25 protein-coding genes are annotated in these 26,255 nt (G+C 67.2%); 11 read left to right on the top strand and 14 right to left on the bottom strand.

The window, feature by feature from the left end; all coding sequences use genetic code 11:
• The first annotated feature begins 200 nt into the window (after positions 1-200).
• The 3 genes from VSR71_RS06200 (at position 201) to VSR71_RS06190 (ending at position 1,952) form a co-directional block, all read left to right on the top strand.
• Positions 201-1,289, top strand: coding sequence for a porin (locus VSR71_RS06200; protein WP_342913031.1), 1,089 nt, complete (start codon positions 201-203; stop codon positions 1,287-1,289).
• A 145-nt stretch (positions 1,290-1,434) separates the two neighbouring features.
• The gene (locus VSR71_RS06195) at positions 1,435-1,635 is read left to right on the top strand and encodes a hypothetical protein (protein WP_342913030.1); all 201 of its coding nucleotides are present in this window, start codon (positions 1,435-1,437) and stop codon (positions 1,633-1,635) included.
• Positions 1,636-1,769: 134 nt separating this feature from the next.
• A complete protein-coding gene (locus VSR71_RS06190; protein WP_342913029.1) occupies positions 1,770-1,952 on the top strand; it encodes a nuclear transport factor 2 family protein in 183 nt (60 codons plus the stop codon).
• A 49-nt stretch (positions 1,953-2,001) separates the two neighbouring features.
• On the opposite strand, the gene VSR71_RS06185 is transcribed toward VSR71_RS06190, so the two are convergent.
• Positions 2,002-2,655: a hypothetical protein gene (locus VSR71_RS06185; RefSeq protein WP_342913028.1), complete on the bottom strand. Its 654-nt coding sequence runs from the start codon at positions 2,653-2,655 to the stop codon at positions 2,002-2,004.
• Positions 2,656-2,666: 11 nt separating this feature from the next.
• Complete coding sequence (locus VSR71_RS06180) at positions 2,667-3,620, bottom strand: 5'/3'-nucleotidase SurE (RefSeq protein ID WP_342913027.1); 954 nt, start codon at positions 3,618-3,620, stop codon at positions 2,667-2,669.
• 383 nt (positions 3,621-4,003) lie between these two features.
• Here VSR71_RS06180 and VSR71_RS06175 point away from each other — a divergent pair, with 383 nt between their 5' ends.
• Positions 4,004-4,468: an NUDIX hydrolase gene (locus VSR71_RS06175; RefSeq protein WP_342913026.1), complete on the top strand. Its 465-nt coding sequence runs from the start codon at positions 4,004-4,006 to the stop codon at positions 4,466-4,468.
• On the opposite strand, the gene VSR71_RS06170 is transcribed toward VSR71_RS06175, so the two are convergent.
• From VSR71_RS06170 to ilvD, 3 genes are all read right to left on the bottom strand, one after another.
• Positions 4,465-4,938, bottom strand: coding sequence for a DUF3574 domain-containing protein (locus VSR71_RS06170; RefSeq protein ID WP_342913025.1), 474 nt, complete (start codon positions 4,936-4,938; stop codon positions 4,465-4,467). The two genes, VSR71_RS06175 and VSR71_RS06170, sit on opposite strands and share 4 nt — an antisense overlap.
• 97 nt (positions 4,939-5,035) lie before the next feature.
• The gene (locus VSR71_RS06165) at positions 5,036-6,088 is read right to left on the bottom strand and encodes an alpha/beta hydrolase (protein ID WP_342913024.1); all 1,053 of its coding nucleotides are present in this window, start codon (positions 6,086-6,088) and stop codon (positions 5,036-5,038) included.
• A 221-nt stretch (positions 6,089-6,309) separates the two neighbouring features.
• Positions 6,310-8,169, bottom strand: coding sequence for a dihydroxy-acid dehydratase (gene ilvD, locus VSR71_RS06160; protein WP_342913023.1), 1,860 nt, complete (start codon positions 8,167-8,169; stop codon positions 6,310-6,312).
• 298 nt (positions 8,170-8,467) lie between these two features.
• On the opposite strand from ilvD, the gene ligD reads away from it, so the two are divergent.
• From ligD to VSR71_RS06145, 3 genes are read left to right on the top strand one after another with little or no spacing between them, the layout of a single operon-like run.
• Entirely contained in the window at positions 8,468-10,993 is a 2,526-nt protein-coding gene (gene ligD, locus VSR71_RS06155) for a DNA ligase D (RefSeq protein ID WP_342913022.1), read from the top strand.
• Between the two features lie 30 nt (positions 10,994-11,023).
• The gene (locus tag VSR71_RS06150) at positions 11,024-11,920 is read left to right on the top strand and encodes a Ku protein (RefSeq protein WP_342913021.1); all 897 of its coding nucleotides are present in this window, start codon (positions 11,024-11,026) and stop codon (positions 11,918-11,920) included.
• Entirely contained in the window at positions 11,917-12,735 is an 819-nt protein-coding gene (locus VSR71_RS06145; protein ID WP_342913020.1) for a tetratricopeptide repeat protein, read from the top strand. Before VSR71_RS06150 ends, VSR71_RS06145 begins: the two co-directional genes overlap by 4 nt.
• Positions 12,736-12,800: 65 nt before the next feature.
• Here the strand turns inward: VSR71_RS06145 and VSR71_RS06140 are convergent, their stop codons facing one another.
• The 3 genes from VSR71_RS06140 to VSR71_RS06130 are packed head-to-tail and all read right to left on the bottom strand — an operon-like array spanning position 12,801 to position 15,479.
• Positions 12,801-13,055 (bottom strand): RNA-binding protein, encoded by a 255-nt coding sequence (locus VSR71_RS06140; RefSeq protein ID WP_342913019.1) that lies wholly within the window; start codon positions 13,053-13,055, stop codon positions 12,801-12,803.
• A gap of 53 nt (positions 13,056-13,108) precedes the next feature.
• Positions 13,109-14,020: a DUF2950 domain-containing protein gene (locus VSR71_RS06135; RefSeq protein WP_342913130.1), complete on the bottom strand. Its 912-nt coding sequence runs from the start codon at positions 14,018-14,020 to the stop codon at positions 13,109-13,111.
• Positions 14,021-14,036: 16 nt separating this feature from the next.
• Positions 14,037-15,479, bottom strand: a complete 1,443-nt coding sequence (locus VSR71_RS06130; RefSeq protein WP_342913018.1) for a DUF3300 domain-containing protein — start codon at positions 15,477-15,479, stop codon at positions 14,037-14,039.
• Positions 15,480-15,964: 485 nt separating this feature from the next.
• Here VSR71_RS06130 and ppk2 point away from each other — a divergent pair, with 485 nt between their 5' ends.
• Positions 15,965-16,732, top strand: a complete 768-nt coding sequence (gene ppk2, locus VSR71_RS06125) for a polyphosphate kinase 2 (protein WP_428979358.1) — start codon at positions 15,965-15,967, stop codon at positions 16,730-16,732.
• Between the two features lie 24 nt (positions 16,733-16,756).
• On the opposite strand, the gene VSR71_RS06120 is transcribed toward ppk2, so the two are convergent.
• Entirely contained in the window at positions 16,757-17,158 is a 402-nt protein-coding gene (locus VSR71_RS06120; protein WP_342913016.1) for a hypothetical protein, read from the bottom strand.
• 63 nt (positions 17,159-17,221) lie between these two features.
• Positions 17,222-18,949, bottom strand: coding sequence for a SulP family inorganic anion transporter (locus tag VSR71_RS06115; RefSeq protein WP_342913015.1), 1,728 nt, complete (start codon positions 18,947-18,949; stop codon positions 17,222-17,224).
• Positions 18,950-19,227: 278 nt separating this feature from the next.
• Here VSR71_RS06115 and VSR71_RS06110 point away from each other — a divergent pair, with 278 nt between their 5' ends.
• The 3 genes from VSR71_RS06110 (at position 19,228) to VSR71_RS06100 (ending at position 22,406) form a co-directional block, all read left to right on the top strand.
• Complete coding sequence (locus VSR71_RS06110) at positions 19,228-20,568, top strand: MFS transporter (protein WP_342913014.1); 1,341 nt, start codon at positions 19,228-19,230, stop codon at positions 20,566-20,568.
• Positions 20,569-20,577: 9 nt separating this feature from the next.
• On the top strand, positions 20,578-21,147 hold the full coding sequence (locus tag VSR71_RS06105; RefSeq protein WP_342913013.1) for an alpha/beta hydrolase: 570 nt from the start codon (positions 20,578-20,580) through the stop codon (positions 21,145-21,147).
• A gap of 92 nt (positions 21,148-21,239) precedes the next feature.
• Positions 21,240-22,406: a porin gene (locus tag VSR71_RS06100; RefSeq protein ID WP_342913012.1), complete on the top strand. Its 1,167-nt coding sequence runs from the start codon at positions 21,240-21,242 to the stop codon at positions 22,404-22,406.
• A gap of 134 nt (positions 22,407-22,540) precedes the next feature.
• On the opposite strand, the gene phaZ is transcribed toward VSR71_RS06100, so the two are convergent.
• The 4 genes from phaZ to VSR71_RS06080 form a co-directional block, all read right to left on the bottom strand.
• On the bottom strand, positions 22,541-23,371 hold the full coding sequence (gene phaZ / locus VSR71_RS06095; RefSeq protein ID WP_342913011.1) for a poly(3-hydroxyalkanoate) depolymerase: 831 nt from the start codon (positions 23,369-23,371) through the stop codon (positions 22,541-22,543).
• Between the two features lie 61 nt (positions 23,372-23,432).
• The gene (gene phaP / locus VSR71_RS06090) at positions 23,433-23,864 is read right to left on the bottom strand and encodes a TIGR01841 family phasin (RefSeq protein WP_342913010.1); all 432 of its coding nucleotides are present in this window, start codon (positions 23,862-23,864) and stop codon (positions 23,433-23,435) included.
• Positions 23,865-23,950: 86 nt separating this feature from the next.
• Positions 23,951-25,621 carry an alpha/beta fold hydrolase gene (locus VSR71_RS06085; protein WP_342913009.1) on the bottom strand — a complete coding sequence of 557 codons (1,671 nt, stop codon included), beginning with the start codon at positions 25,619-25,621 and terminating at the stop codon, positions 23,951-23,953.
• Between the two features lie 45 nt (positions 25,622-25,666).
• Positions 25,667-26,131, bottom strand: coding sequence for a MaoC family dehydratase (locus VSR71_RS06080; protein WP_342913008.1), 465 nt, complete (start codon positions 26,129-26,131; stop codon positions 25,667-25,669).
• Between the last annotated feature and the right edge of the window lie 124 nt (positions 26,132-26,255).

Raw genomic sequence — 26,255 nt, 5'->3', positions numbered from 1 at the left:
CGCCTCGGGACGCTCGCCATCGCATGGATTCAGCGTGCTCGCCGGGCCGGTGGCAGTCAACCGGCGGGGCCCGCTTGTGCCGTACTTTGAAACGGCGCCGGCGGGATTTTCATTGCACGGAACAGTTGCGGTGTGCGCTTTGACGCGCCCGCATGGCATCTCCAGACTCCGCCCACACAAGACCACAACGGAGGAGATGCATGAAGACCCGGATCTACGCAGCCATGCTGTTATCGGCGGCCGCGCCACTGGCCGCCGCGCAGTCATCCGTCACGCTGTACGGCGTGGCGGATATCGGGCTGGAATACCTGAGCCACGCCAACGCGGCCGGCGACAAGCTGTTCCGCATGACCTCGGGCAACGTATCGGGGTCGCGCTGGGGCCTGCGTGGCGTCGAGGACCTGGGCAGCGGCATGAAGGCGGTGTATGCGCTGGAAAGCGGCTTCGACCTCGACAACGGCGTATCGAGCCAGGGCGGCCGGCTGTTCGGCCGCCAGGCCTTCGTGGGGCTGGACCACAAGTGGGGCCGGCTGACGCTGGGCCGGCAGCAGAATGCGTTGTTCGACCTGCTGATCAACTACGAGCCGATGGTGCTGGCGGCCCGCTACTCGTCGCTTGCGATCGATCCCGTGCTGACGGGCCGTTATGACAACACCGCCAAGTACACCGGCAAGTTCGGTCCCGTCACCGCCACCGCGCTGTACAGCTTTGCCCGCGGCACCAGCATCACCAGCGGCGGCACCACGACGCTGGGCACCGAAGTGCCGGGCGATGTGAAGAGCGACCGTGCCTTCGGTGGCGGGCTCGAATATGCCGGTGGCAATTTCGGCGCCACCGTCATCTACGACCAGCAGCAAGGCACGCGCGGCATCACCGGCCAGAACTCGGGACAGACCGACCGGCGCATCGCTGCCGCGGCAAACTTCAGCTTCGGCAGTTCGACGGTGCTGGCCGGCTATCGCTGGTTCAATGGCGATATCGGCGTCGCGCCCGGTTCGCCGCAGCGCCGCAACGACCTGTTCTGGCTGGGCTACCGCTTTCAGGCGACGCCAGCCCTGACGCTGACCGGTGCCGGCTACTACCTGAACAACAAGCGTAACGGGCAGGATCCGTGGATGCTGGTGGCATCGGCGAACTATGCCCTGTCGAAGCGCACCGATGCGTTCCTTAACGTGGGCTACGTGCGCAACAAGGACAACTCCAATCTGGGCCTGAACGGCTTCGGCAGCACCATCACGCCGGGCGAGAACCAGACCGGGGTGATGGTGAATATCCGGCACAAGTTCTGAGGAGCGCGAGGCAGGAAACAAGCAGAAGGTAAAGGGAAGAAGTAAAGAAGCAGTAAAGGGAAGCAGTAAAGGGAACTGGCGCCTGTTCGCGTGTGATAGCGCGTCCAGGCGCATTTTTTTGCATCGGCCCCGCGTCGCGCATCCGATGTACGGAACACCGTCGACGCTGGCGTTGACCCGCCTCCAGCGAGTTTCCGACCATGAAGGCAATAGTGGCCCGCTGCCGCATGCGCGGGGCGTTATGGCCGACGAACAGGCTTCCAGTGTTGTCGAGGCAGTGCTTGACCTGGAGCCGGTCGCCGACATTGCATCGATCCTGGCCGATATGCGACCGGGCACGCATTGACGGATCCAGCGGCACAAAAAAATACCCCGCGGAGAATCGCGGGGCGGAAGCTCGCCTGGAGGCAAGCATGGAGACAACCGATGCCGTTTCCGGCATGCATGTCGTCACTATGCGGCCTCTCTGGGGGACGGCCAATGGTCCTGGCCCTGGTGTCCCGTACATTGAAACGGCGCTTTAACTTCCGCTTTGTGCTGGCGGATGGCCGCGAGACGGCCGCGCGGCTGCGCACCACCTGGGTGCTGGTCAGGCGCGCGGGCGTGTGGCAGATCCTGCAGCACCACTTTTCGCCAACGCCGGACGCGCCACCGATAGGATAGCCGGCGTGCCGCATTGAAATGCGGCACGCCATGCCGCCGGGTTGTGCGGTCAGTCGCGATAGGCCCACAGGTCGACCACGCGGCTGCCGTCATCCGCCAGCAGGCGGAACGCGGCGGGCGCGTAGTCGCTGTCGACTGCCAGCACGCCGGTGGCACTGGCGGGCAGTCCGCTGCAGGCCGAGGTCGACAGCTTCAGGGCCAGCGTATTCGGCATGGCATGCGCGGCCACCGAGCCCGACAGCTGGCACGCCGACGCGCCGGCAACGATCTTGCCTTCCGCCGTGACCGAGAACGCTGCCGAGCCGCCGGCGGGCAAGGCAGCCGTATAGCTGCCAGCCACCGTGCCGGGTTCGACGGCCGCCGCGGGCACCGGATCGTGCCGCAGCAGCGTGAGGCTGGCGCCGGCCTGCGTGCCAGGCGTGGCCACCCAGCCAGCGCTCTTGTCGCGGCGGTAGATCGCGGTGGCCTTGTCGTCCGTGTCGGCGAGCGCAAGGAAGCGGCTGCCGTCGGCGGCGGCATAGTACTTGCCGACCGTGGGATTGTCGGCATCGCCAACGCTGACCACGTAAGCGCCGGGCTCCAGGTCCGTGACCGACAGGCTGGCGGAGGTGCCCGGGCTGGTCGTGCCCGGCGCATCGTCGCCGCCGCATGCGGCAAGCGCCAGCAGCGCCAGCAGGGGGAAAGCTGAAATATGGCGTTTCATCGCGGCACGCCTCACTGGCCGAACAGTTCGCCGAGACGCAGGCGCAGCCATTGCTGGCCCGCCGTGCGCTGGTCGAAGCCGACCTGCATGGCGGTCACGGCCACCTTGGTCTTGTAGACCACCGATTCGTCCTCGGCCTGTGCGGCCGTCGGCGTACCGCCGCCGGCGCCGATGCCGAGCCCGTACGGCGCGGTGCCGTTGAACTTCAGCGCATAGGCGTCGTAGGTGCCATGCCGCGAGAAGGCGAACGGCGTGGCCGCGGTCGGGGCGTTCGGGAAATTCACGTTCAGCGCCAGGCCCGTCGGCAGCAGCGGGCCGCCGCTTGCCTTCGCGCGCAGCGTGTTGACGAGCTTGATGGTCAGCTGCGCCACCACGCCCGAGACCGGGCTCGCCAGGCCGGCGTTATCGACCGAATCCGTGCCGGCGCTCAGCGCAATGGAGGGGATGCCGCGCGACGCCGCGAACTGCGCATTGCTGACGGTACCCGAGCTGTTCACGATGCGGCCGACGTTCTGCCCTTCGTTGGGCCCGGACAGCACCAGGTCCGGCGCCTTGCCCCAGCGGGCCGGAGCCAGTACATCGAGGCCGTACATCGTCGCCATGACCGGCGTGCCGTGCGCGTAGTTGTAGTCGCCGTTGGTGTAGCCCGCCTTGGTGAAGGGCCCCACCGCCGGTTCGCCGGTGGCCGCGGCACCGTTGTGGCAGCCGCCCTCGGCGTCGACCTGGGTCTTGTCGTTGTCCGGCACGATGACCGTGGTGCTGTACATCACGATGCCGGCACCGCGGCCGCTCTGGCCGGTGCAGGGAACGCTGACGATGACGTTGTGGCCCGCACCCTTGAGGGCGTCGTACAAGGCCTTCAGGTTGCTGGTCAGGCCGTCGTCGTTGGTCAGCAGGATATTCAGGGCGAAAGCAGGGCTCGCCGTGGCGGCCAGCACGGCCGCGGCGATCAGGCGCGTCTTCATGTTCGTGGATTCGAAGCGTTTCAGGGATGCGGACAGGCGTGCCCGCGGCGCAGCCGGTTGGATCGGATGGGACCGTTGCTTCGGCGCAGCCCGATGAGGCTGGCAGGCGTAGGCGCCGTCGGCGCCCTGTGTGGTGGCGCCGGCCGGGCGAAGCGCCCTTTGGTATCCGGTGACGGACGGACGCTACGTTACCGGTGGCTTATTACACTTGCATGAACAACAATGCCGGTGTCCTGGCCAGCCCGCGCTGTATCGATCGGTCAATCGAACAGTGGCCATCGATCGGCGCTGCGTGATGCGGCAGGCGCGCTGCCCGCCAGGCGCCACTGAAGGCCGGATTCTTCCCATCTCCCCGCGGTCCAACCGGAACAGCGCAACCGCGAGTGCTGCTGCAGTTCGCACGAATTCTCTACAAGGACTACCAGATGAAGCCGACCAAAGCCTGTCCAATTGTTTTGAGACGCACGCAGAACGGGCCTGAGATCCTGGCGTTCGAGCATCCGCTCTCCGGATTCCAGATCGTCAAGGGCACGATCGAGCCGGGTGAGCCTCCGGCAGATGCCGCCGTGCGCGAGCTGCGCGAGGAGTCCGGCATTTCTGGCGTGGTGACGGCCGACCTGGGCTTGTGGGAATCCGGTTACGAACAACAGGTATGGTCGCTGCATCTCTGCGAGGCATCGCAGCCGCTGCCGGACAGCTGGGAGCATCAGACCGCCGATGATGACGGCCACGTATTCCGGTTCTTCTGGCACCCCTTGCGCGAGGCTCCATCCGATCGGTGGCATGCGTTGTACCGGGATGCGCTGTCCACCATCGGGATGCGGCTGGCACGGGCAGGAAAGTCCTAGAACGACATACAGGCGTGGCTGCGCACCCTGAGCACCGCCTCCTGCTGAAAGCGGGCCTTGTACTCGCCGGCGATGGCGCGTGCCGCCGCCTCGCTGCGCTGGTCGGGGGGATGTGCCAGGCTGAGCACGCGCGTGGCCTCGCTGACGGTCTTGCCGTCTGCGCCACGCCACCGGCCGGAAGCCGGCCAGGCCGTAAAGCCGTCAGGGAAGCGCGGGGCCACGGAGCCTTGCAAGAAGGCCTCCCATTCCGCCTCGGACACCGTTCCGCCGGGCTTTTCGATGCCGAAGTAGATCAGTTCGGCGATTGCCGCCTGTTCTCCGGCCGCGCATGCGGGAGCCGTGGGAGCCGCGGGAGCCGGTACGGCAGCGCAACCGGAAAGCGCGAATGCCAGCGCCAGCGCCAGCGCGATGACGATGACGATGGCGATGGCATTCCCGGCACGAGATGAAGGCGAGCAGCGAATCCGCATCCGTGCAGAGTAGTGCAGCGCCCGGCCCGCGTAAACGCCAGGGATGCCGGGGCGTAGGGATGCCGGGGCTCCCAGCCTTCCGGCATCTCCTCGGGCATCAGCGGCTGTCGACGTCCAATACCGCCTGCGCAAACGCCACCGGCGCCTCTTGCGGCGGGTTGTGGCCGATCTTGCCGCTCAGCTGGCGGTGCTCGTAGGGCCCGGTGAACTTGCTCGCATACGAACTGGGCGCCGGGTGCGGCGCGCCGTTCGCGTCGGCTTCGATGGTGATGGTGGGCACGCTGATCGTCGGCGCGGTGGCAAGGCGTTTCTCGAACTCGTCGAAGCGCGACTCGCCGGCGGCAAGGCCTTGTCGCCAGCGGTAGTTATGGATGGTGATCGCCACGTGGTCAGGGTTGTCGAGCGCGACGGCGCTGCGCTGGAAGGTAGCATCGTCGAACTCCCACTTCGGCGACGCCAGTTTCCAGATCAGTTTGGCAAACTGGTGCGTGTACTGCTGGTAGCCGGCCTGGCCACGGTCGGTGGCGAAATAGAACTGGTACCACCATTGCAGTTCTGCCTCGGGCGGCAGCGGCTTCTTGCCGGCGGCCTGGTTGCCGATCAGGTAGCCGCTGACCGAGACCAGTGCCCGGCAACGGTCCGGCCACAGCACGGCCATGATGTCGGCGGTGCGCGCGCCCCAGTCGAAACCGGCGACCACGGCGGTCTGGATGCGCAGTGCATCCATCAGCGCGATCATGTCGGCTGCGATCGCCGATGGCTGCCCGTTGCGCATCGTGCCGGCCGACAGGAAGGTGGTCGAACCGAAGCCGCGCAGATAAGGAATGATGACCCGATAGCCGCGTGCCGCCAGCAACGGCGCCACGTCGGCGAAGCTGTAGATGTCATACGGCCAGCCATGCAGCAGCAGCGCGACGGGCCCGTCGGCCGGGCCGGCTTCGGCATAGCCGACGTTGAGCACGCCGGCATTGACCTGGCGGATCGCCGCGAATTTCGTATGGGTGCCTGGCGTGGTCGACGGCAGCGGCGCGGTCTTGGGCAGGCCGGCCTCGGGACGGGCGGCTTGTGCCAGGCCGGTGTGCGCGGCGGCCAGCGTCAGCGCGGCAGCACCGAGGAAGCCGCGGCGCGGCAGGTCGATGGTGTTTGACATCCTTCTCTCCTATCAGGTGATCGAACCAGGCACGAGTCTAGGAGGCGCTCGCAAGCGCAATGTGTCGGGGACCCCGGCGTCTTGTATCGCCATGTATCCGGAGGCGGATGCCAGATATGCCGATACAAAAACAGGGCGAAAAAAAGCCGCCCCGGAGAGCGGCCCTTCCGGCCTTCTCGGCCTTTTCGGCCCTTCCCGCCGGCGCGAACTCCGCGGCGGCGTCAGTCGTCCAGCAGCGACAGGTCGCGCACGGCGCCCTTGTCGGCCGACATGACCAGCTTGGCATAGGCCTTCAGCGCGGCCGACACCTTGCGCGGACGCGCCTTGGCGGGCTTCCAGCCCCGGGCGTCCTGCTCTGCGCGGCGGCGCGCCAGTTCCTCGTCGGACACCAGCACGTCGATGGTGCGGTTGGGGATGTCGATGCGGATCTTGTCACCGTCGCGCACCAGCCCGATCGCACCGCCGGCTGCCGCCTCGGGCGAGCAGTGGCCGATCGACAGGCCCGAAGTGCCGCCCGAGAAGCGGCCGTCGGTCAGCAGCGCGCATTCCTTGCCCAGGCCCTTGGACTTGATGTAGCTGGTCGGGTACAGCATTTCCTGCATGCCGGGGCCGCCCTTGGGGCCTTCGTAGCGCACGATCACCACGTCGCCGGCCTTGACCTTGTCGTTCAGGATGTTCTCGACCGCCTCGTCCTGCGACTCGGTGACATGCGCCGTGCCTTCGAACACCAGGATGCTCTCGTCCACGCCGGCGGTCTTCACCACGCAGCCGTCGAGCGCGATGTTGCCCCGAAGCACCGCCAGGCCGCCTTCCTTGGAGAAAGCATGCTCATAGGAGCGGATGCAGCCCTCGGCGCGGTCCAGATCCAGGCTGGGCCAGCGGGTGTTCTGGCTGAATGCGACCTGCGTCGGGATGCCGGCGGGGCCGGCCATGTAGAAATGGCGGACCGCTTCGTCCCGCGTGCGGCCGATATCCCACTGCTCCAGCGCATGCCCGAGCGAGGGGGCGTGGACCGTCGGCACGTCGGTATGCAGCTTGCCGGCGCGCTCCAGCTCGCCCAGGATCGCCATGATGCCGCCGGCGCGGTGCACATCTTCGATGTGGTACTTGTTGGTGTTGGGCGCGACCTTGCACAGCTGCGGCACGACGCGCGAGAGGCGGTCGATGTCGTCCATGGTGAAGTCGATGCCGGCTTCCTGCGCGATCGCCAGCAGGTGCAGGATGGTGTTGGTGGAGCCGCCCATGGCGATATCCAGCGTCATGGCGTTCTCGAACGCCTTGAAGCCCACCGAGCGCGGCAGCACGCGCGCGTCTTCCTGCTCGTAGTACTGGCGTGCCAGATCCACGATACGGCTGCCGGCGCGCTTGAACAGTTGCTCGCGGTCGGCGTGGGTCGCCACCACCGTGCCGTTGCCCGGCAGCGACAGGCCCAGCGCCTCGGTCAGGCAGTTCATGGAGTTGGCCGTGAACATGCCCGAGCACGAACCGCAGGTGGGGCATGCGGAGCGCTCCACCTCGGCCACGTCGGCGTCGGAGTAGGCGCTGTCGGCGGCGATCACCATGGCGTCGACCAGGTCGAGCTTCTTGAACTCGACGGCCTTGGTGACCGGGTTGGCCAGGCGCGTCTTGCCGGCTTCCATCGGGCCGCCGGAGACGAAAATCACCGGGATGTTGAGGCGCATCGCGGCCATCAGCATGCCCGGGGTGATCTTGTCGCAGTTGGAGATGCACACCATGGCATCGGCGCAGTGCGCGTTGACCATGTACTCGACCGAGTCGGCAATGATGTCGCGGCTGGGCAGCGAGTACAGCATGCCGTCGTGGCCCATGGCGATGCCGTCATCGACCGCGATGGTGTTGAATTCCTTGGCCACGCCGCCGGCCGCCTCGATCTCGCGCGCGACCAGCTGGCCCAGGTCCTTCAGGTGCACGTGCCCGGGCACGAACTGGGTGAACGAATTGACCACCGCGATGATGGGCTTGTTGAAATCTTCGTCTTTCATGCCGGTGGCACGCCACAGCGAGCGGGCCCCCGCCATGTTGCGGCCGGCGGTGGAGGTTTTGGAACGGTATGTGGGCATTGTTTTGCTAAGGAATGTCGCCAGAAAGGTTGCGGGCCACGGGATGAACGGCCTTGCGCGCGCCCGTGCGGTCAACCTCTTGAGCTGCGCCCTGGGCAAACCGGGGATTATCCCATAACAGGTCGTGTCTCAGGTTCCGGCGCGGCGGCCGGTGCGGGGCGTGGATGGAGATGCCGCTGGAGATGCCGGAAACCGCACTTCATCCCGCGTAAGACACCGCCCGATACACCGCTCCGGGGGCACCCCCTAGACTGGAATCGCGGGCGCCCCTGTGGCGCGGCTGAGGCGCGCAAGTCTTATGGCAACGAACCCAAGGGCGACAACGGCCAGGCGCCGCGCTGCGGAGCGGCCGGGCAGCCTTCAGGATTACCAGGAAAAGCGGAATTTCCACATTACCCCCGAGCCCGCCGGCACACGGCGCAGGGGGAAGGCTCGGCCGTTGCGTTTCGTGGTGCAGAAACACTGGGCCCGACGGCTGCACTACGATTTCCGGCTCGAACTGGACGGCGTGCTGCTGAGCTGGGCGGTGCCCAAGGGGCCCAGCTACGATCCTGCCGAAAAGCGCATCGCCATCCATGTCGAGGACCATCCGCTCGACTATGCGGATTTCGAAGGCGAGATTCCGCCGAAACAGTACGGCGCCGGCTCGGTCATTGTCTGGGACCGCGGCACGTGGGCGCCGGTCGGCGACGCGCGTGACGGCATGGCTGCCGGCAAGCTGGTGTTCGACCTGTTCGGCGAGAAGCTGGCCGGCCGCTGGGAGCTGGTCCGCATCGCCAGGCCGGGCGACCAGTCGGAACAGTGGATCCTCTTCAAGAAGCGCGACGCGTGGGCGCGGCCGTTGTCGGAGTTCGACGTGCTGGCCGCGCTGCCGGACAGCGTCATCGCCAGGCCACTGGGCGCCCTGAACGAATCCGGGCAAGGCCCGGTCGCAGATGCGGCCGAGGCCATCCGCCACGCGCCGCGCGTGCCGCTGCCGGCCAGGCTGACCCCGCAGCTTGCGACGCCTGCGCCCACGCTGCCGGACGGCGCCGGCTGGATCATCGAAACCAAGTTCGACGGCTACCGCATCCTGGCAAGGATCGACGATGCGCGGGTGACGCTCTTCACCCGCAACGGACATGACTGGACCCGCAAGCTCGGCTCGCTGGCCGCCGAGATCGAGAAGCTCGATATCTCGCAAGGCTGGCTCGATGGCGAGATCGTCGTGCTGCGCGACGGCATGCCGGACTTCAATGCGCTGCAGAATGCCATCGACGGGCAACGCCACGACGCCATTGTCTTCTTTGCCTTCGACCTGCCCTACTGGGAAGGCCGCGACCTGCGCGACTTGCCGCTGGCGCAGCGCCGGGAAAAGCTGGCCACGCTGGTCGGCACAGGCAGTGACCGGGTCCGCTTCAGCGAGGCCTTCGAAGCGCCTGCCGCGCAGATGTTCCAGGCGGCGTGCCAGCTCGGGCTGGAAGGCCTGATGTTCAAGCGGGCGGATGCCGCCTACGTTTCCGCGCGCACGCAGAGCTGGCTGAAGATCAAATGCAAGCTGCGCCAGGAGTTCGTCATCGGCGGGTTCTCGGATCGCGAAGGGTCGAAGACTGAAATCGGCAGGCTGCACCTGGGTGTCTATGATGAGCGCAATAAGGGCGACCTGCTTTATGTCGGCGGCGTCGGCACCGGCTGGGACAGCGAGATGGCCGCGAAGCTGCACAAGCGTCTGGCGGCATTGCAGGTCGACGACAGCCCGTTCGCCAACGAGGCGCGTGGCAGCGGGCGCTGGGGCGGTCGCCGTCCCGCCGTGCCGCGATGGGTCAAGCCGACGCTGGTGGCGGAGATCGAGTTTTCCGACTGGACGCCGGACGGCCAGGTCCGCCATGCGTCCTTCAAGGGCTTGCGTACCGACCGGCCCGCCAGGTCGATCCGGCGCGAAGCGGTCCAGACCGCCGTGACGCCGCATGGCATGGCCGCCATCAAGGTCACCAACCCCGAACGCGTCATCGACAGCTCCAGGGGCATCACCAAGGTCGAACTGGTGCGCTACTACGAGAGCGTCGCCAGCATGATGCTGCCGCACCTCGCCGAGCGCCCGCTGTCGCTGGTGCGCGCGCCGGAAGGCATCGACGCGCCGACGTTTTTCCAGAAGCATGCGGAAACGGCAATGCCGGGGCTGACCGAGCGCCCCGCGTCGCTCTGGCCCGGCCACGGCGCGCTGCTGACGGCCGATTCGGCCGAAGCCATCGTCGCAGCGGCCCAGATGAATGTGGTCGAGTTCCATACCTGGAACTCCACCGCGCGCCAGATCGACCGCCCCGACCGGGTCATCTTCGATCTCGATCCCGGCGAAGGCGTGCCGTGGGAGTCGATGCTCGAAGCGGCCATGCTGGTGCGCACGCTGCTCGACGAGCTCGCCCTGCAGTCCTGGCTGAAGACCAGCGGCGGCAAGGGCCTGCACGTGGTCGTGCCGCTGGCGCCGCGCCGCTCGTACGATGAAGTCAAGGCATTCTCCCGGGCGGCCGTGCAACTCCTGGCCGCCACCCTGCCCCGGCGCTTCACCGCCCGCCCGGGCGCGACCAACCGCAAGGGGCGGATTTTTGTCGACTACCTGCGCAACGGCTTTTCCCAGACCACCGCCGCAGCCTTCTCGGCGCGGGCCAGGCCGGGGCTCGGGGTCTCGATGCCGGTGTCGTGGGAGCAACTTGGCAAGCTGAAAAGTGGCGCACAGTGGACCATCCGCGATGCGCGCGAGTACCTCAGCTTCCAGGTCGCGGACCCGTGGCAGTCCTATTGGGACACACGCCAGACTTTGACCGCCGCCATCGAGCGCTTAAGCTGATTCCAGCCGTACTGCATTGCGGAGACTTCCATGCCTGCCCGTTCCCTCGCCTCGCTGTCCCTCTCCTTCGGCCTGGTATCGATCCCCGTCAAGCTCTACACGGCCACCGAAACCAGCTCGGCTGTGCGCTTCAACCTGCTGAGCAAGGAGGGCTCGCGCCTGAAGCAGCAGTACATCTCCGAGCAGACTCAGCAGATCGTCGAGCGGGCCGACATGGTGAAGGGCTATGAATTCGAAAAGGGCCGCTTCGTGACCTTCTCGCCCGACGAACTCAAGGCGCTGGAAGAAAGCGCCAGCCACATGGTCGATATCGTCGCGTTCATTCCCGAGCAAAGCGTCGATCCGCTGTACTACGACAAGGCCTATTTCATCGCGCCGGACAAGCGCGGCGGCAAGCCTTACAGCCTGTTGCGCGAAGCCATGGCCAGGACGGGACGCTGCGCCATTGCCAAGTGGGCCGCCAAGGGCAAATCGCATATCGTGCAGATCCGGCCGGTCGAAGGCGGACTGGTGTTCCAGCAGTTGCTGTTCGCCGATGAAGTGCGCAATATCGCGGAACTGAATATCGAAGAGGTGGCGGTCTCGGATGCCGAACTGAAGCTCGCGGTCCAGCTGATCGAGCAGGCATCGGAAGACCAGTACGACCCGACCCAGTACAAGGACGAAGAAAAGGCCAGGGTTCTCGCCGCCATCGACGCCAAGATCGCCGGCAAGCAGATCGTGTCGCCGGAGCCGGCCGAGGTTGCCGCCGGCGGCGAGGTCATCGACCTGATGGATGCGCTGCGCGCCAGCCTGTCGAAGAAGGGAGCGTCGGCGGCCAAGGGCAAGGCCGCCGCCGACACTGCGTCCGCCCGCCGCCCCGGCAAGCGCGCCGCAACCCCGGCAGCGCCCACGCCGATCCGGCGCACCGCGAAGAAATCGGCGTGAACCGCGGCGAAGGCCTGACCACGCGGGCGCTGGAGGCACGCCTGGGCGTGTCGCGCCGGCTGATCGGCAGCCTGGTCAGCGCCGGGCTGGTCACGCCCGCACGCGGCCCGCGCGGCGAGCACGTGTTCTCGTTCCAGGACGTGGTGCTGATCCGCACCGCTGCCTCGCTGCACCAGGCACGCGTGGCGCCGGCGCAGATCCTGCGGGCGCTGCGGCGGCTGGAACGGCTCGCGCCGGACCGGCACCTGTCGGGCGTGCGCATGTCCGCCAGCAGCGGCAAGGTCTCGGTGCGCGACCGGCATGGCGCGTGGCTGGTGGAGAGCGGGCAGCGGCTGATGGAATTCGAGCCGGCGCCGGACGATGTGCGCGTCGTGGAACTGGCGCGTGCCGCCGCCAGCGAAACGGCGGCAGACGATGCCTTTGCGCGCGCGCAGGCGATCGAGCCCGTCGATGCCGTGGCCGCGGAAGCCGGCTACCGGCGCGCGCTGTCGCTGTCGCCCGGCATGCTGGACGCCTACCTGAACCTGGGTTGCCTGCTGTCCGACCAGCAGCGCTTCGACGACGTGATCGCGCTCTATGAAGGCGCGCTGGGCTGGCTGCCGGAGGCACCGCAGCTGCATTACAACCTGGGCGTCGCGCTGGAAGATATCGGGGCGCCGCAGTCGGCGCTGGCGGCGTACGATCGTTGCATCGCGCTTGCGCCCGGCGATGCGGACGCGCATTACAACGCCGCGCGGCTGCATCATGAACTGGGACACTTCCAGAAGGCGGTGCGGCACTTCAACCAGTATCGCAAGCTCAACCGGGCGGATTAGCAGGACGGGCCGATACGGCCTACGGACTAGCGATCCGATTCACCACGGGGAAGCGGCGGGCTGCTTCAGCTGAAGCGCTCGCGCATCACCAGCGCGCTGACTTTGTGGCCATGCCAGAACATCTCGTGGATGCGGCCCTTGAGCTTGTCCAGGGTGTCGTCGTCGAGCGTGTCGAAGGTCAGCCTGACCGCGGGCCGGCTGCCGTCGCCATCCATATGCTCGATGCTGCTGTATTCCGGGAAGCCGTATTTCACCAGGAAGGCACCGATCTCTTCGTCGGTGACGGCGGCATCGATGTTGCTAAGCATGAGAACGGACATGGATCACCTCCCCAATCAGTACAAGCGCGACGGACATTGCGTCGCCCGGGGCGTCATGGCTTGACCTCGGTCCACCCCGGCCCGGGATCGAAGGCCCGGATCGCCCCGGCCCTTGCCGCGCTGTCCGGACCAAGGTCGCGCTCGTAGACGCGCCCGTCATGGCTCACCATGAAGCTCTTGATGCCGGTATCCCCGTACCGCAACGGCCACGCGATCACGGCAAACCCGCCAAAGAGCTTGCCATTGACGAGATAGTCATACTTGCCGCCCGGCGCGTGCGAACCCTGCGACGTCAGCAGTCGGTAGCGATAGCCATGGTAGCCCGCGCCGGGCGCGCTGCGATGCTCGGCGCTGAGAAAGGCGGGGCCAAGCGGGCTTTCCGGTTCGCCGGGGCTCGTTGGCCAGTACAGGCCATCGTGCTTGCCGGGCGAGCTGACCAGCTTCGACGCGTACGCCGTCACGCCGCGGTCCTCGCGCATCAGCTGCGCATATTCCGCCTGCGCGTCGCGCACGGCGAGCAAGGTCTGCATCACCGCCAGTTCGTTGCGGCCGATGCGGCGCAGGCGCATCTCCTCGACGCCGGCGCGCGTGTCGAAATGCCAGCCCTTTGCAGTCTTCACCAGCGGTACCGGCATGGTCCACCCGTCGTTGCCCGCGGCAATGCGGGCGCGGTCGGGCCCGTCGGGGCGAATCGCGTGCGACTGGTGCCAGGCTTCCAGGAACTTGTAGCGGATCTCGGCGCCGATCGGCGGGATCAGGTCGGTATAGCGGGCGCCGAGCAGCGTCTTCATGGCGTCGTCGTCGCTGGTTGCAACCGCTTCGCCGAATGCGTTCATTGCCGCCTCGGGCGTAGCGAAATTCTTTTGCGCGTAAGCCGGCGCCGTCGCCAGGGCGAGCAGCAGCCCCCCGAGGCACAACGCCCTGCGGCAGGGCCAGTCCAGGCCCGATCGTTGCGTGCGCTGCATGTCGACGATCCCCCGCTCAACGCCGTCCGCCACGGCCGCCACCACCACCGCGGCCACCGCCAAAGCCCCCTCCGCCACGGCCACCGCCGCCGCTGAAGCCACCGCCGCCGTGGCCGCCGCCACTGAAGCCGCCACCGCCGCCGCGCTCCCCGCCACCGTCGCGGAACGAAGCCTGCTGCGTGCTGGCACGGCCGCGATCGAAGTCACGCTGCGCGGTCGCACCTCCACCGCCTACGCCCTGGAACGCGTTGTCGCGACCCCCGCCAGCGGCCCGGTCCGAAGCGCGAGCCCGGTCGGACGCTCCGGCGCGATCGCCCGCCCCCCCACGACTGCCACCTCTGTCCGCGACGCCCCCGCGGTCCCCGACGCCGCCGCGATCGCCAACACCGCCGCGATCACCGACGCCTCCACGATCACCAACACCTCCACGATCACCAACACCTCCACGGTCGCCAACACCGCCACGGTCGCCGCGATCCCCGCCCGCCATGCGGTCGGACACGCCGCCTTCGCGGCCGCGGAATTCGTTGCGGCGGTTGGCGGCAGCCGCATCACGCCCGCCAAACCGCTCGCTCGTCGCGTTATCCCGGTACGCCACCCCTTTGCGGTGCGAGGCGTCGTGCTGCCATTTCCCTCCGCCCTGCACCTTGGTGCGGTCGAAATTGCGGTCGATATTGGCGGCCTTGTTGACGTTGATGTTGACGTCGCCCCCGCCCCAGTTGCAGTTGCCGAAAATGGCGCCCGCAGCGGCCAGGCCCACGCCCCAGGCAAAGCCGGTCATCAGCGCGGCACCAGGATAGTACGCGGGGTAAGGCGGCCAGTAATACGGCGGGTAGGAAGGATAGCTCCAGGCACCGTACACCACGGTCGGGTTGTAGGCCGGTACGTAGATGACTTCCGGGTTCGCCGGCTCGATCCGTACGATGGTTTGCGCAGGCGGTGCCGACTGCCCTGCCTGTACCGGCTGCGCCGGCGCAGGTTCGACAATGACCTTCTGCTGCTCGTTCGACTTGAGATTGCCCGATTGCTGCGCGCGCGCCCGCAACCGCTGCACGGCGTCGAGCACTTCCTTCTCCTGGCCGATGAAAGCGTCGCCCAGCTTCTGTGTCCAGTCGAGTTTGTCGCTCATGGGCTCCAGCACCTGCGGGAAAGCCACCAGCGACTTGACGCTGACATCCCAGGACTGGCTCTCGACCGCCTTCAGCGCGGCGTCGCCCTTCACCTTCGGATTGGCCTTGACCCAGCGGGCCGCCTGCACGATCTCGAGCGGATAGGTGGAGGCCATCAGCACCTGCGACAGCACCGAATCGGGATAGAGCGCGATGGGCGCGACCAGCGCCTCCAGTTCCTCCGGCTTGAACGGTGCCGGCTGGGCTGGCGCATTCTGCGCATGGGCATTCAGCGCCAGCCATGCCAGGCCGGCGCACAGGCAGGCGCCGACACGGCGCCAAAGACGCATTCCCCGCCCCTCCATGGCCGTCTCCCTTGCCCCGTCGCCGGGCGCCGTCCGGGGCTCAACATTCTGGCCTGCCGTCCGCGCACTGTCCGCGCCAGGCCAGAAAAGGTAATCAGCGATCACGACGTATTGCCCTGTCAAACTATAGGTGGCGCTGTCGCCTCCAGAGATGAAAAATTTGGGAAAGTGAAATAGGAAAAACTTTCGTCGCCAGCGCGCTGGAGAACGCGTCCAATATCCGTGGTTATTGCTATTGTGAGGATTGTTGGCGCGTACGCCAGCACCAGAAGCCGCATGACACGGGCCGGGCCGCCGCACGCCTTGCCACCTCTCCCGATGCTCGAACCCAATGGAGGAGAACCATGGCCAAGCATAAGGACAAGCGCAACGACAAGGACAGGGAGCAGTCCGAGGCCGATACCGAGCCGCCACGCCCGCGGGATCACGCCGAGGACCGGCAGGACGAAGCGCACGAGCCGCGCGAACGCATGTCCGAGAAGGCTTACCAGAAGGAGCTTCGTCCCCTGCATGGCGAGCTGGTCAAGCTGCAGCAATGGGTGCAGGCCAGCGGCACCAAGGTCTGCGTGGTGTTTGAAGGCCGCGACGGCGCCGGCAAGGGCGGCACCATCAAGGCCATGACCGAGCGCGTGAGCCCGCGCGTTTTCCGCGTAGTCGCGCTCCCGGCCCCGACCGAACGCGAAAAGACCCAGATGTACATGCAGCGATACCTGCCGCACCTGCCGGCGGCCGGCGAGATCGTCATCTTCGACCGCAGCTGGTACAACCGTGCCGGCGTCGAGCGCGTGATGGGGTTCTGCAGCGAGACCCAGGCCGAAGAGTTCCTGCGGGCCGTCCCGCTGGTGGAGCGGGCCATCGTCCATTCCGGCATCATCCTGATCAAGTACTGGCTCGAGGTCAGCCCGGAAGAGCAGACCCGCCGCCTGAAGGGACGCATCCACGACGACCGCAAGACCTGGAAGCTCACCGACATGGATCTGCGTTCGTACAACCGCTGGTACGACTATTCCCGCGCGCGCGACGCCATGTTCGCGGCGTCCGACAGCGACTTCGCGCCGTGGTTCGTGGCCGATTCCAATGACAAGCGCCGGGCCCGGCTGAACATCATCCGGCACATGCTGGACCAGATCCCGTACCAGAAGATCGAGCGCAAGCCGGTCAAGCTGCCCGCCAGGCAAAAGGCGCACGGATACCAGGAGCCCGACTACCCCTACCGGTATGTGGATTCGCGCTACTAGGAGGGCAAGGCAGCCGGCATTGGCCTAGTCCGGCAGCTTGCGCGACTTCCAGTCGCCGCTCTTCTCCCTGCAGTACCAGCCGGTCCAGCTCTCGGACACGCCGGCACGGCGGAATTCGCTGTGCAGCTGCCGGCACCGGTCGCCATGGTCCTGCCGGGAACGCAGTGGCGTGAACGCACCTTCCACCTTGCGTTCGCGGGTGTCCGGCGGCAGCGTGAACGTCACGCGCGCACCATCGGCGCCCTGATCCAGCGTCTTGCGGAAGACGTCGGTCAGCACGTCGAACTGCTTCTGCGTCAGGGTGCCGACAACGGTGCCGGCGAGGTAGTGATCAAAGTAGGCAATGGCCGTCCCTGCCGGTGCAAGCGCGGCAAGACATGCGCCGGCGCATGCCAGCGCGTGCAAGACCCTGAATCGGCGCTTCATTTCGCCTCCTTCTACGCGGTTTGGCATGGGACCCGCAAGCGCTGGCGCCAGCCGCGTCCGGCATCAGTCTTCCTTGCCAAGGTAGTCATCGACCGCGCTGCCCACGGTGGGATGGAACTTGTTGCCGAACTCTTCCATCAGCTCGAAGCGCTTGAGCTTGTCCCGCACCGGGTCCTTCATCTCGGCGAAATGCAGGTCGATGCCGCGCTCGCGCAAACAGCCGCTCAGGTCGCGCAGCATGTCGGCCGACGTGACGTCGACGCTGGTCACCGGCTCGGCGGCGACCACGACGCGGCGCACCGGCGTCGGCGAGGCGTCGATCGCTTCTATCAGCCGTTCCTGGAACAGCTCGGCGTTGGCAAAGAACAGCGGCGCGTCCCAGCGGAACAGCACCAGTCCGTCGATGCGCCTGGCCTCCGGATAGCGCTCGATATCGTGGTACCCGCGCAGCCCGTCCACTTTCCCCAGCACGGCATAGTGCGGCCGCCAGCCATCCCAGAGGAATTCGATCACCGCGATGACCACGGCCAGGAAAATGCCCTGGATGGTGCCGAACACAGCCACCGCGGCGAAGCACACCATCGACAGCCAGAACTCCCACTGCTGGATGCGGTAGATGCGCTTCAGGTCGGCGAACTCGAACAGGCCGATGGCCGCGGCGATCACCACCGCGGCCAGCGCGCTGTTCGGCAGGTACTGCAGCAGGTTGGGCGCGAACATCAGCAGCATGGCCACGGCCAGCGCGCCGACCACGCCGGTGACCTGGGTCTTGGCGCCGGCGGCTTCGGCCACCGGCGTGCGCGAGGCGCTGCTGCTGACCGGAAAGCCCTGGAACAGTCCCGCCGCCAGGTTGGCGGCACCCAGCCCCACCATCTCCTGGTTCGGGTCCACGCGGGTATTGGTGCGTGCGGCATAGGTGCGCGACAGCACGCTGGTGTCCGCGAAGGCGATCAGCGCGACCGCGCATCCCCCAAGCACGATCTTCATCAGGTCGGCGCCGTCCAGCCACGGCAGGACAAAGGCGGGAAGCCCCTGCGGCGTTTTTCCCAGCACTTTCACCCCATGCTGGTCGAGGTCGAACAGGCTGACCGCAAGCGTGGCGAGGACCACCGCGATCAGGATGCCAGGCACGCGCTCGAAGCGCTTCAGCGCCAGGATCAGCGCCAGGCTGCCGGCGCCGACGGCAAAGCTGTACCAGTTGGTCTGCCCGGCCACGATGGCGTTGCCCAGCGCGACCATCTCCCGCAGCGGCCCGGCATCCTCGACGGAGATCGCGAACAGCTTGGGCAACTGGCTGACCAGCACGGTCAGGGCGATGCCGTTCATATAGCCGTAGCGGATCGGCTTGGACAACAGTTCGGCGACGAAGCCGAGACGCAGCAGCCCCATCACGATGCAGACCACGCCCGAAACCACGGCCATCATGCTGGCCACCAGCACGGCGCGCGCCGGATCGCCGCCGGCGACCTGCAGGACCACGGCCAGGATCGGCGCGGCCAATGCCGAGTCCGGACCCAGCACCAGGATCCGGCTCGGCCCGAACAAGGCGTAGACCAGCAGCGGGACCATGGTGGCGTAGAGCCCGTAGACGCCGGGCACGCCGGAGGCCTCGGCATAGGCGATGCCGACCGGCATCAGCATGGTGGTCAGCACCAGCCCTGCCGCCAGGTCGCGCGGCAACCAGTCCGGCCGATAGGACTTCAGCATCCGGACGCCCGGAAGCCAGCGCAGCCACCCGGCAGCCTTGCCGGCGTCTCGTTCTGCGAAGGGCGTCAGTTTCTGGGATTCCATGGGCAACCTTCTCATGCGTCACGCCTCGACTATAGGCGTTGGCGGCACAGTCTTGCCATGCCGCGGGCGTGGCGCATGCAGGCGGCGCCAGGGCGCCCCCTCGTTTTCCCGCACTGTCCCTGAATGCAAAGACGTTGTCCCGGAAAGCCAAACCGGCGGCAGCCAATCTTAGATACTTCGCGGGTCGCAACCAACCTGCGCCCACCGCCCGCAAGAGCACTGTCTTCACTGCTGGCGTTGCCTTGGCTGCAGCCGGTGCACTTACTGGAAGAGCTTTCATGATCGGGCAACCTACTACCCATCGCGCAATTGCAACGCCCTCGGGCAAGGCATCGCAATCCGGACTCTACGGCTGGATCGTCTTTGCCCTGAGCTTTGGCCTGCTGCTGTCGGACTACATGTCCCGCCAGGTACTGAACGCGGTTTTCCCGCTGCTGAAGGCCGAGTGGTCGCTGAGTGACACCGAACTGGGTGCGCTGGGCGGCATCGTGGCGCTGATGGTGGGCTTGCTGACGTTCCCGCTGTCGATCCTGGCGGACCGCTGGGGCCGGGTCAGGAGCCTGGTGCTGATGGCGGCGCTGTGGAGCCTGGCCACGCTGGGCTGCGCGCTTGCGAACAACTTCGGCGAGATGTTTATCGCACGCCTGTGCGTGGGCATCGGCGAGGCGGCCTACGGCAGCGTCGGCATTGCCGTGGTGCTGTCGGTATTCCCGCGCCACCTGCGCGCGAGCCTGAGCTCCGCCTTTATCGCCGGCGGCGCGTTCGGCTCGGTGCTGGGCATGGCGCTTGGCGGTGCGTTGTCGGCCCATTTCGGCTGGCGCTGGGCCTTTGCCGGCATGGCGCTGTTCGGGCTCGTGCTGGTGGCAGTGTTCCGCCTGGTCGTGACCGAACCTCGGCTGCAGGCCCGGCGCAAGGCGCTGGGCGAGGACGCCGAGCTCGCATCGCGCGAGCCCGCCATGGCCCTGCGTCCGCTGCTTGCCGCGCTGTTCTCGGCGCGCTCGATCCTCTGCGCCTATGTCGGCAGCGCCATGCAGCTGCTGGTGATGGGCGCCCTGATCACCTGGATGCCGAGCTACCTGGCGCGCTACTACGGCATGGCGACGGATCGCGCCGGCGCGGCCGCCGCGGGCTTCGTGCTGGCAGGCGGCATCGGCATGGTGCTGTGCGGGGCGATGACCGACTGGATCGCCCGCCAGGCGCCTTGCCGCAAGTGGGCCGTCGCGGTGGCCTACAGTCTGATCTGCTGCGGCCTGCTGCTGGCGGCGTTCCGGCTGCCCGCGGGCAGCCTGCAACTGGCGCTGATCGGCACGGGCATGCTGTTTGTCGGCGGCGCCGCCGGCCCCGCCAGCGCCGCCGTCGCCAACCTGACGCGCCCGGCCATCCACGCCACCGCCTTTGCCACGCTGACGCTGGCCAACAACCTGCTGGGCCTGGCGCCCGGGCCCTTCGTCACCGGCCTGCTTGCCGACCACATCGGCCTGCGCGGCGCATTGCAGTGGGTGCCGCTGGCGTCGCTGGTGGCCGCCGCCGCCTTCCTTGCCGGCCGCCGCTACTACACAGCCGACCTGCGCCGCCTGGAGAGCCGGAATGAAGCCGCCGCTCCCGCAACTTCTCACTGAACTGGAATCATGAGCCTTTCCCCTGACACCACCGTGCTGCTGGTACCCGGCCTGCGCGACCACGTTGCCGAGCACTGGCAAACCCTGCTCCAGGCACAGTTGCCCAACGCGCGCTCGGTGCCGCCGCTGGAGCACGACAAGCTCAGCCGCGATGCCCGCGTCGCCGCGCTGGACGCCGCCCTGGCCGAGATCGACGGACCGGTCGTGCTGGTCGCGCATAGCGCCGGCGTCATGATCACCGCGCACTGGGCCGCACAACACCGCCGCGAGATCCGCGGCGCGCTGCTGGCCACGCCCGCCGACCTGGAATCCCCCATGCCGGCCGGCTACCCGGACATCGCCACGCTGGCGCAGCACGGCTGGCTGCCGATTCCCAGGCGCCCGCTGCCCTTCCCGACCATCCTCGCCGCCAGCCGCAACGATCCGCTGGCGACCTACCAGCGCGCCGCGGAAATGGCCAGCGACTGGGGCAGCAAGCTGGTCGACCTCGGCGAAGTCGGCCACCTCAATCCCGCCGCGGGCTACGGCCCGTGGCCGCGCGCAACCGCATTGATCGATGAGCTGCTGCGCGCCGGCTGATCCAGCGTCTTGATTTGCAGTACCCGGCATTACCAAACCAGACGGAAATATCCGCATCCCAAAAACCAAAGGAAACAAGTGGAGAACAATCCATGAAGATCAGGACCCTGGCTGCAGCCGCAGCGCTAGCCTGCTCGGGCAGCGCCCTCGCGCAGTCATCGACCGTCACGCTGTATGGCGTGGTGGACATCAACGTCGAATACGCCAACCATGTTGGCGCGGTGCCGGTGGCGAGCAACCAGTTCAACCGCGGCCCCGCAAACGACGTTTACCGCATGAACTCGGGCGGCATCTCCGGCTCGCGCTGGGGCATGCGCGGCACCGAGGACCTCGGCGGCGGCCTGAAAGGGCTGTTCGTGCTGGAAAGCGGCTTTAACCTCGATACCGGCACGATGCAGCAAAGCAACCGGCTGTTCGGCCGCCAGGCCTTTGTCGGGTTGCAGAAGGCAGGCATCGGGCAAATCAGCCTGGGCCGCCAGTACACCTCGATGTTCGAGGCGCTGGCGAACTTCTCGCCGGCCGCCTATGCCACCCAGTACGAGCCGGTGGTGCTGCAGTCCGGCCCGAACTTCCGCGCCGACAACACCATCAAGTACACCGGCCAGTTCGGCCCGGTCACGGCGCTGGCGCACTGGTCCTTCGGCACCGGCCTGGCCCTGCCGGCGACCGTGGGTATCGCCACGCCGATCGGCGGCAATGGCGAAGTACCCGGGCAGTTCCGGCGCGACACCGCGTGGGGCGCCGCGTTGGCCTACCAAGGCGGCCCGTTTGGCGTGACCTTCGGCTACGACCAGTGGAACCCGACCATCGGCACGAGCAACGGGGAGGTCAAGAAGGCCGTGGTTGGCGCCAGCTATTCGTACGGTCCGGCAAAGATCATGGGCGGCTATCGCTGGGGCCAGAACAAGAACGCGGCGGACGTGGTGATCCAGCGCGACGACTTCTACTGGATCGGCGGCACCTACCAGGTCACCCCGGCTATCGGCCTGACGCTCGAATACGCCTACGACAACGTCAAGACCCTGTATGGCGATACCCATGTCCCCAACCCGTGGCAGGTCGCCTTCATCGCCAACTACGCCTTCTCCAAGCGTACCGACGTGTACCTGACCACGGCCTACGCCAAGAACGCCGGCCTGATGCTGGAATCGCTGGCCACGGTCTACGCCAACAGCCTGTCGCTGGGCAACAGCTACGCGCTGGCCAACGGCCAGAGCAACATGTTCGGCGCGGCAGTGGGCATCCGCCACAAGTTCTGACAACGCGTCTCGCGGCATCGATCCCTGCAACCGATGCTCTTTGCGGCCGCCCCGTTTCGGGACGGCCGCTTTTTTTTGACAGTGGAAATGCAGCGGACAGTGGAAATGCAGCGCGCGCCTTGCGCGCGCCGCTGTCAGCGCAGGAAGGCGTGGACGATGCCGGCCGCGTGCTCCGGCCCGGTCACCAGGAAGAGGTGGCCATCATCGACCATCCGCAGCGTCGAGTCAGGAATGCGGGCGGCCAGGATCCTGGCGTTGACCGCGGGAACGATCGGATCGTCCGTGCCGTGCATGACCAGCGTAGGCTGCCGCAGCGCGCCCAGCCACGGCAGGCTGCTCCAGCCCCATGCCGCCAGCAGCTGGTAGAGATAGCCGCGGCCGGGCGGCGGCTGCATGTGCCGGCCGTGTTCGTCGAGCAGCGAAGGATCGTGGCGGAAGGCACCGCCGTAGAGGTCGGCGCCGACGCGGCGCAGGTATTGCGGATCGGTATAGCGGCGCACGCCGATCATCCTGGCGAGCACGGACAGGCGGCCCGGCACCATGATCACGCCCGGCGACGTGGCCGCCAGCACCAGGCGCCGGCAGCGCGACGCATAAAGACGGGCGAATTCCTGCGCCAGCGCCCCGCCCCACGACACGCCCAGCGCATCGACCTGGCCCGTATAGCCAAGATGCGACAACAGGCGGTCGGCCAGCACGCAAAGGCTGGAAAAGCGGTACGGCACCATCGGCGCGGGCGAGCCGCCGGCACCGGGAACGTCGAATAAAATGACTTCGATGCCCGGGAGGGCATCGACAAAGGGGGCGAGCAGTTCGAGATTGGCGCCGATGCCGTTGAAGATCAGCAGCGGCGGTCCGGTATCGCTGCCGGGCCGGATGCCGGCCCGCACGACCTGGCCATCCAGGTCCACGGTCAGCACCTGCAGCTTTTGGCCGGCATGGGTGCCGGCGTCTGTTGTTGTCATCAGCTTGTCCTGGAGAGTTTGCGCACGGGCATGGCCGGCGCGCGGCCATGCCCGCTGCAATTTATTGCTTCGGGCGCAGAATCCCCTTCGCCTCCTCAACGTTCTCGGCGATGCGGCGTCCGACCACCGAAATGCTGTCCGCCTGCGCCTTGTACAGCGTGTCGGTCAGGCCGCGCACGCCGGCAACCGCCTTCTGCAGCGAGCGCGGCAGGGCTTCAGCCAGCTTCGCGGGGGCGTTGCCATCGACGGCCTGGCCGCCGCGCGACAGCGCCTGCAGGTCGGCGGCGGCATCGCTCAGCAGTTCGGCCTGCTGGCGCACCAGCGACTGCAGGCCTCCCAGCAGCATGACGTTGACGCTGGCGATCGCCTCGATGTCCTTGCGGCGCGATTCCAGGATCGCGGCAGGGTCCAGGCGGTTGTTCCGCACGAAGTCGAACAGCTTCTTGTGCGGTGCTTGCGCGGCCGATGCGCCAGCGGTGTTGGTCGATTCCATTTTGCATTCTCCTGACAGTTGGGTTGAGGAATTCAGATTGCGTTGTTGCGGTGTTGCGGTGTTGCGCTGTTTCCGGGCCATGCGCGCTACGCCTCGGTCACATAACGGCCTGGCGCTTCGCCGCAGGGGGCGAAACGCAGGCTGCCGGGCGCTGCCGGCGCGTTGCGCTTCGGACCGGAGCGCTTCTTCAGCCACTGGGTCCAGTGCTCCCACCACGAGCCCTGCTCGGCGGTCGCGCCCTCCAGCCAGGTCTCGGGCTGCGCGCCGGGCGTGCCGTTGCAGAAATACCTGGCCTTGGCATTGCCGGGCGGATTGACCAGGCTTTGCACGTGGCCGCTGGAACTCAGCACGAACTCGGTACGCCCGCCGAACGCTTGCGCCGAGCGGTACACCGCCTTCCACGGCGTGATGTGGTCGGTCATGCCGGCCAGCACGTATTTGTCGCAGTCCACGTCCGACAGCGAAATGGCGTGGCCGAGCACCTGCAGCGCGCCCGGCGTGGCGAGCTGGTTCAGCGTCAGCATGTCCAGGAACTGGCCATGCAGGCCGGCCGGCAGGCGCGTCGTGTCGTTGTTCCAGTAGAGCACGTCGAACGCCGGCGGCGCATTGCCGAGCAGGTAGTTGTTGACCCAGTAGTTCCACACCAGGTCGTTGGGCCGCAGCCACGCGAAGACCCGGCCCAGCATCTCGCCGTCAAGCACGCCGCGCGACGCGCTGCCGTGCCGCGCCGCCGTCACCGCCTCGGGCGTGCTGAACAGCCCGAGCTGCGACTCGGCATCGAGGCCGAACACCGCCACCATCAGCGTGACGGCGTGCACCAGCTTCTCGCCGCTGGCAGCGCAATAGCCCAGCAGCGCCGCCATCGTCATCGCACCGGAGCAGGCGCCATGCAGGTTGACATCGGCACTGCCGGTGATATCGCGTATCGCATGGATCGCTTCGACCAGCGCGCCGACATAGCTATCGAGATTCCAGTCGCGCTGCGCCGCCGTGGGGTTGCGCCAGCTGACCACGAACACCTGCAGTCCCTGGCCCAGCATGTACTCCACCAGGCTCTTGCCTGGCGCAAGGTCGAACACGTAGAACTTGTTGACCTGCGGCGGCACGATCAGCTGAGGCCGGGCATGCACTTTGGCGGTGGTCGGCGCGTACTGGATCAGCTCCAGCACCTCGTTGCGGAACACCACCGAGCCCGGCGTGGTAGCCAGGTTCGTGCCGACGCTGAACGCGTCCTTGTCGACCTGCGCGGGCATGCCGCCGTTGGTCAGGACATCGCTGGCCAGGTTGAACATGCCGCTGACCAGGTTCATGCCGCATGACTCGAAGGTCTTGCGCAGCGCTGCCGGGTTGCCCGCCAGCGTGTTGGTCGGCGCCAGCGCGTCGGTCAGCAGCGACATGAAGTATTGCGCGCGATGCTTGCTGCGCGGGTCCATCACCGAACGCCGCACCGTGCCCTCGAGCGCGTCGCGCCAGGCCTGGTAGCCCTGCAGCGACATGCGGAACAGCGGAAGGTCGCGCCAGGCGTCGTCGCTGAACCGGCGGTCGCGTGCCGACGGCATCGGTGCCGAGCCGTCCAGCACGCTGACCAGGTCATGGGTGAGCTGCGCCTGCTGCTCGAGCACCAGCACCGGCTCCTGCACACACTGTGCGCCGATCTGCTGGGCGGCGGTGATGAGATCCTCGGGACGGATCCCGACAAAGGGATTGGGCCCTGCCAGAAAATCGGTTGGCGCCTCCATCTCGGCTGTACTTGTCATACTGCTTCTCCTGTCTCTTTCTTTCCTGCTTCTGCTGTTGCCAACTCACGCCATGACAAGCGCCAGGGCTTCGGCCACCATGGCCGGCTTGGCTTCGCCCTCGATCTCCATCGTGTTTTCCGTGCGCAGCAGCACACGGCCGTCGCCCTTGCTGTCAGCCGACATCAGCCGGACGCGATTACGCACGCGCGCCCCGGCCTTTACCGGCGCGAGGAAGCGCGTCTTCTCCACGCCATAGTTGACGGCGGCGCGCGCATCCGCCGGCACCACGCCCATGTCGACCAGCTTCCCTGCCAGCAGGGACAGCGTCAGATAGCCGTGGGCGATGGTGCCGCCGAACGGGCTTTCCCGGCGCGCGCGCTCCACGTCCACGTGGATCCACTGCTTGTCTCCGGTGCATTGCGCGAATGCATCGATGCGCGCCTGGTCCACTTCCATCCACGCCGAAACACCGAGTTCCTTGCCGACGAATGCGCCGAGCGTGCCCATGCTGTAGCCTTCAATTGCCATATGCTTCCTTGCTTACCCTGGTTTTCCGTGCACACCGACCGTGTCGGACGCACGCTTGTTTGTCTGCCGCATCGTAGTGGTGCAGCGCGCAAAGGCGGCTACCAAAATCGGCCCAATTGCTGAC

It is taken from the genome of Cupriavidus oxalaticus (genome assembly GCF_038900635.1).
Lineage (GTDB): Bacteria > Pseudomonadota > Gammaproteobacteria > Burkholderiales > Burkholderiaceae > Cupriavidus > Cupriavidus oxalaticus_B.
This window is presented reverse-complemented; position numbering and strand designations above follow the sequence as displayed.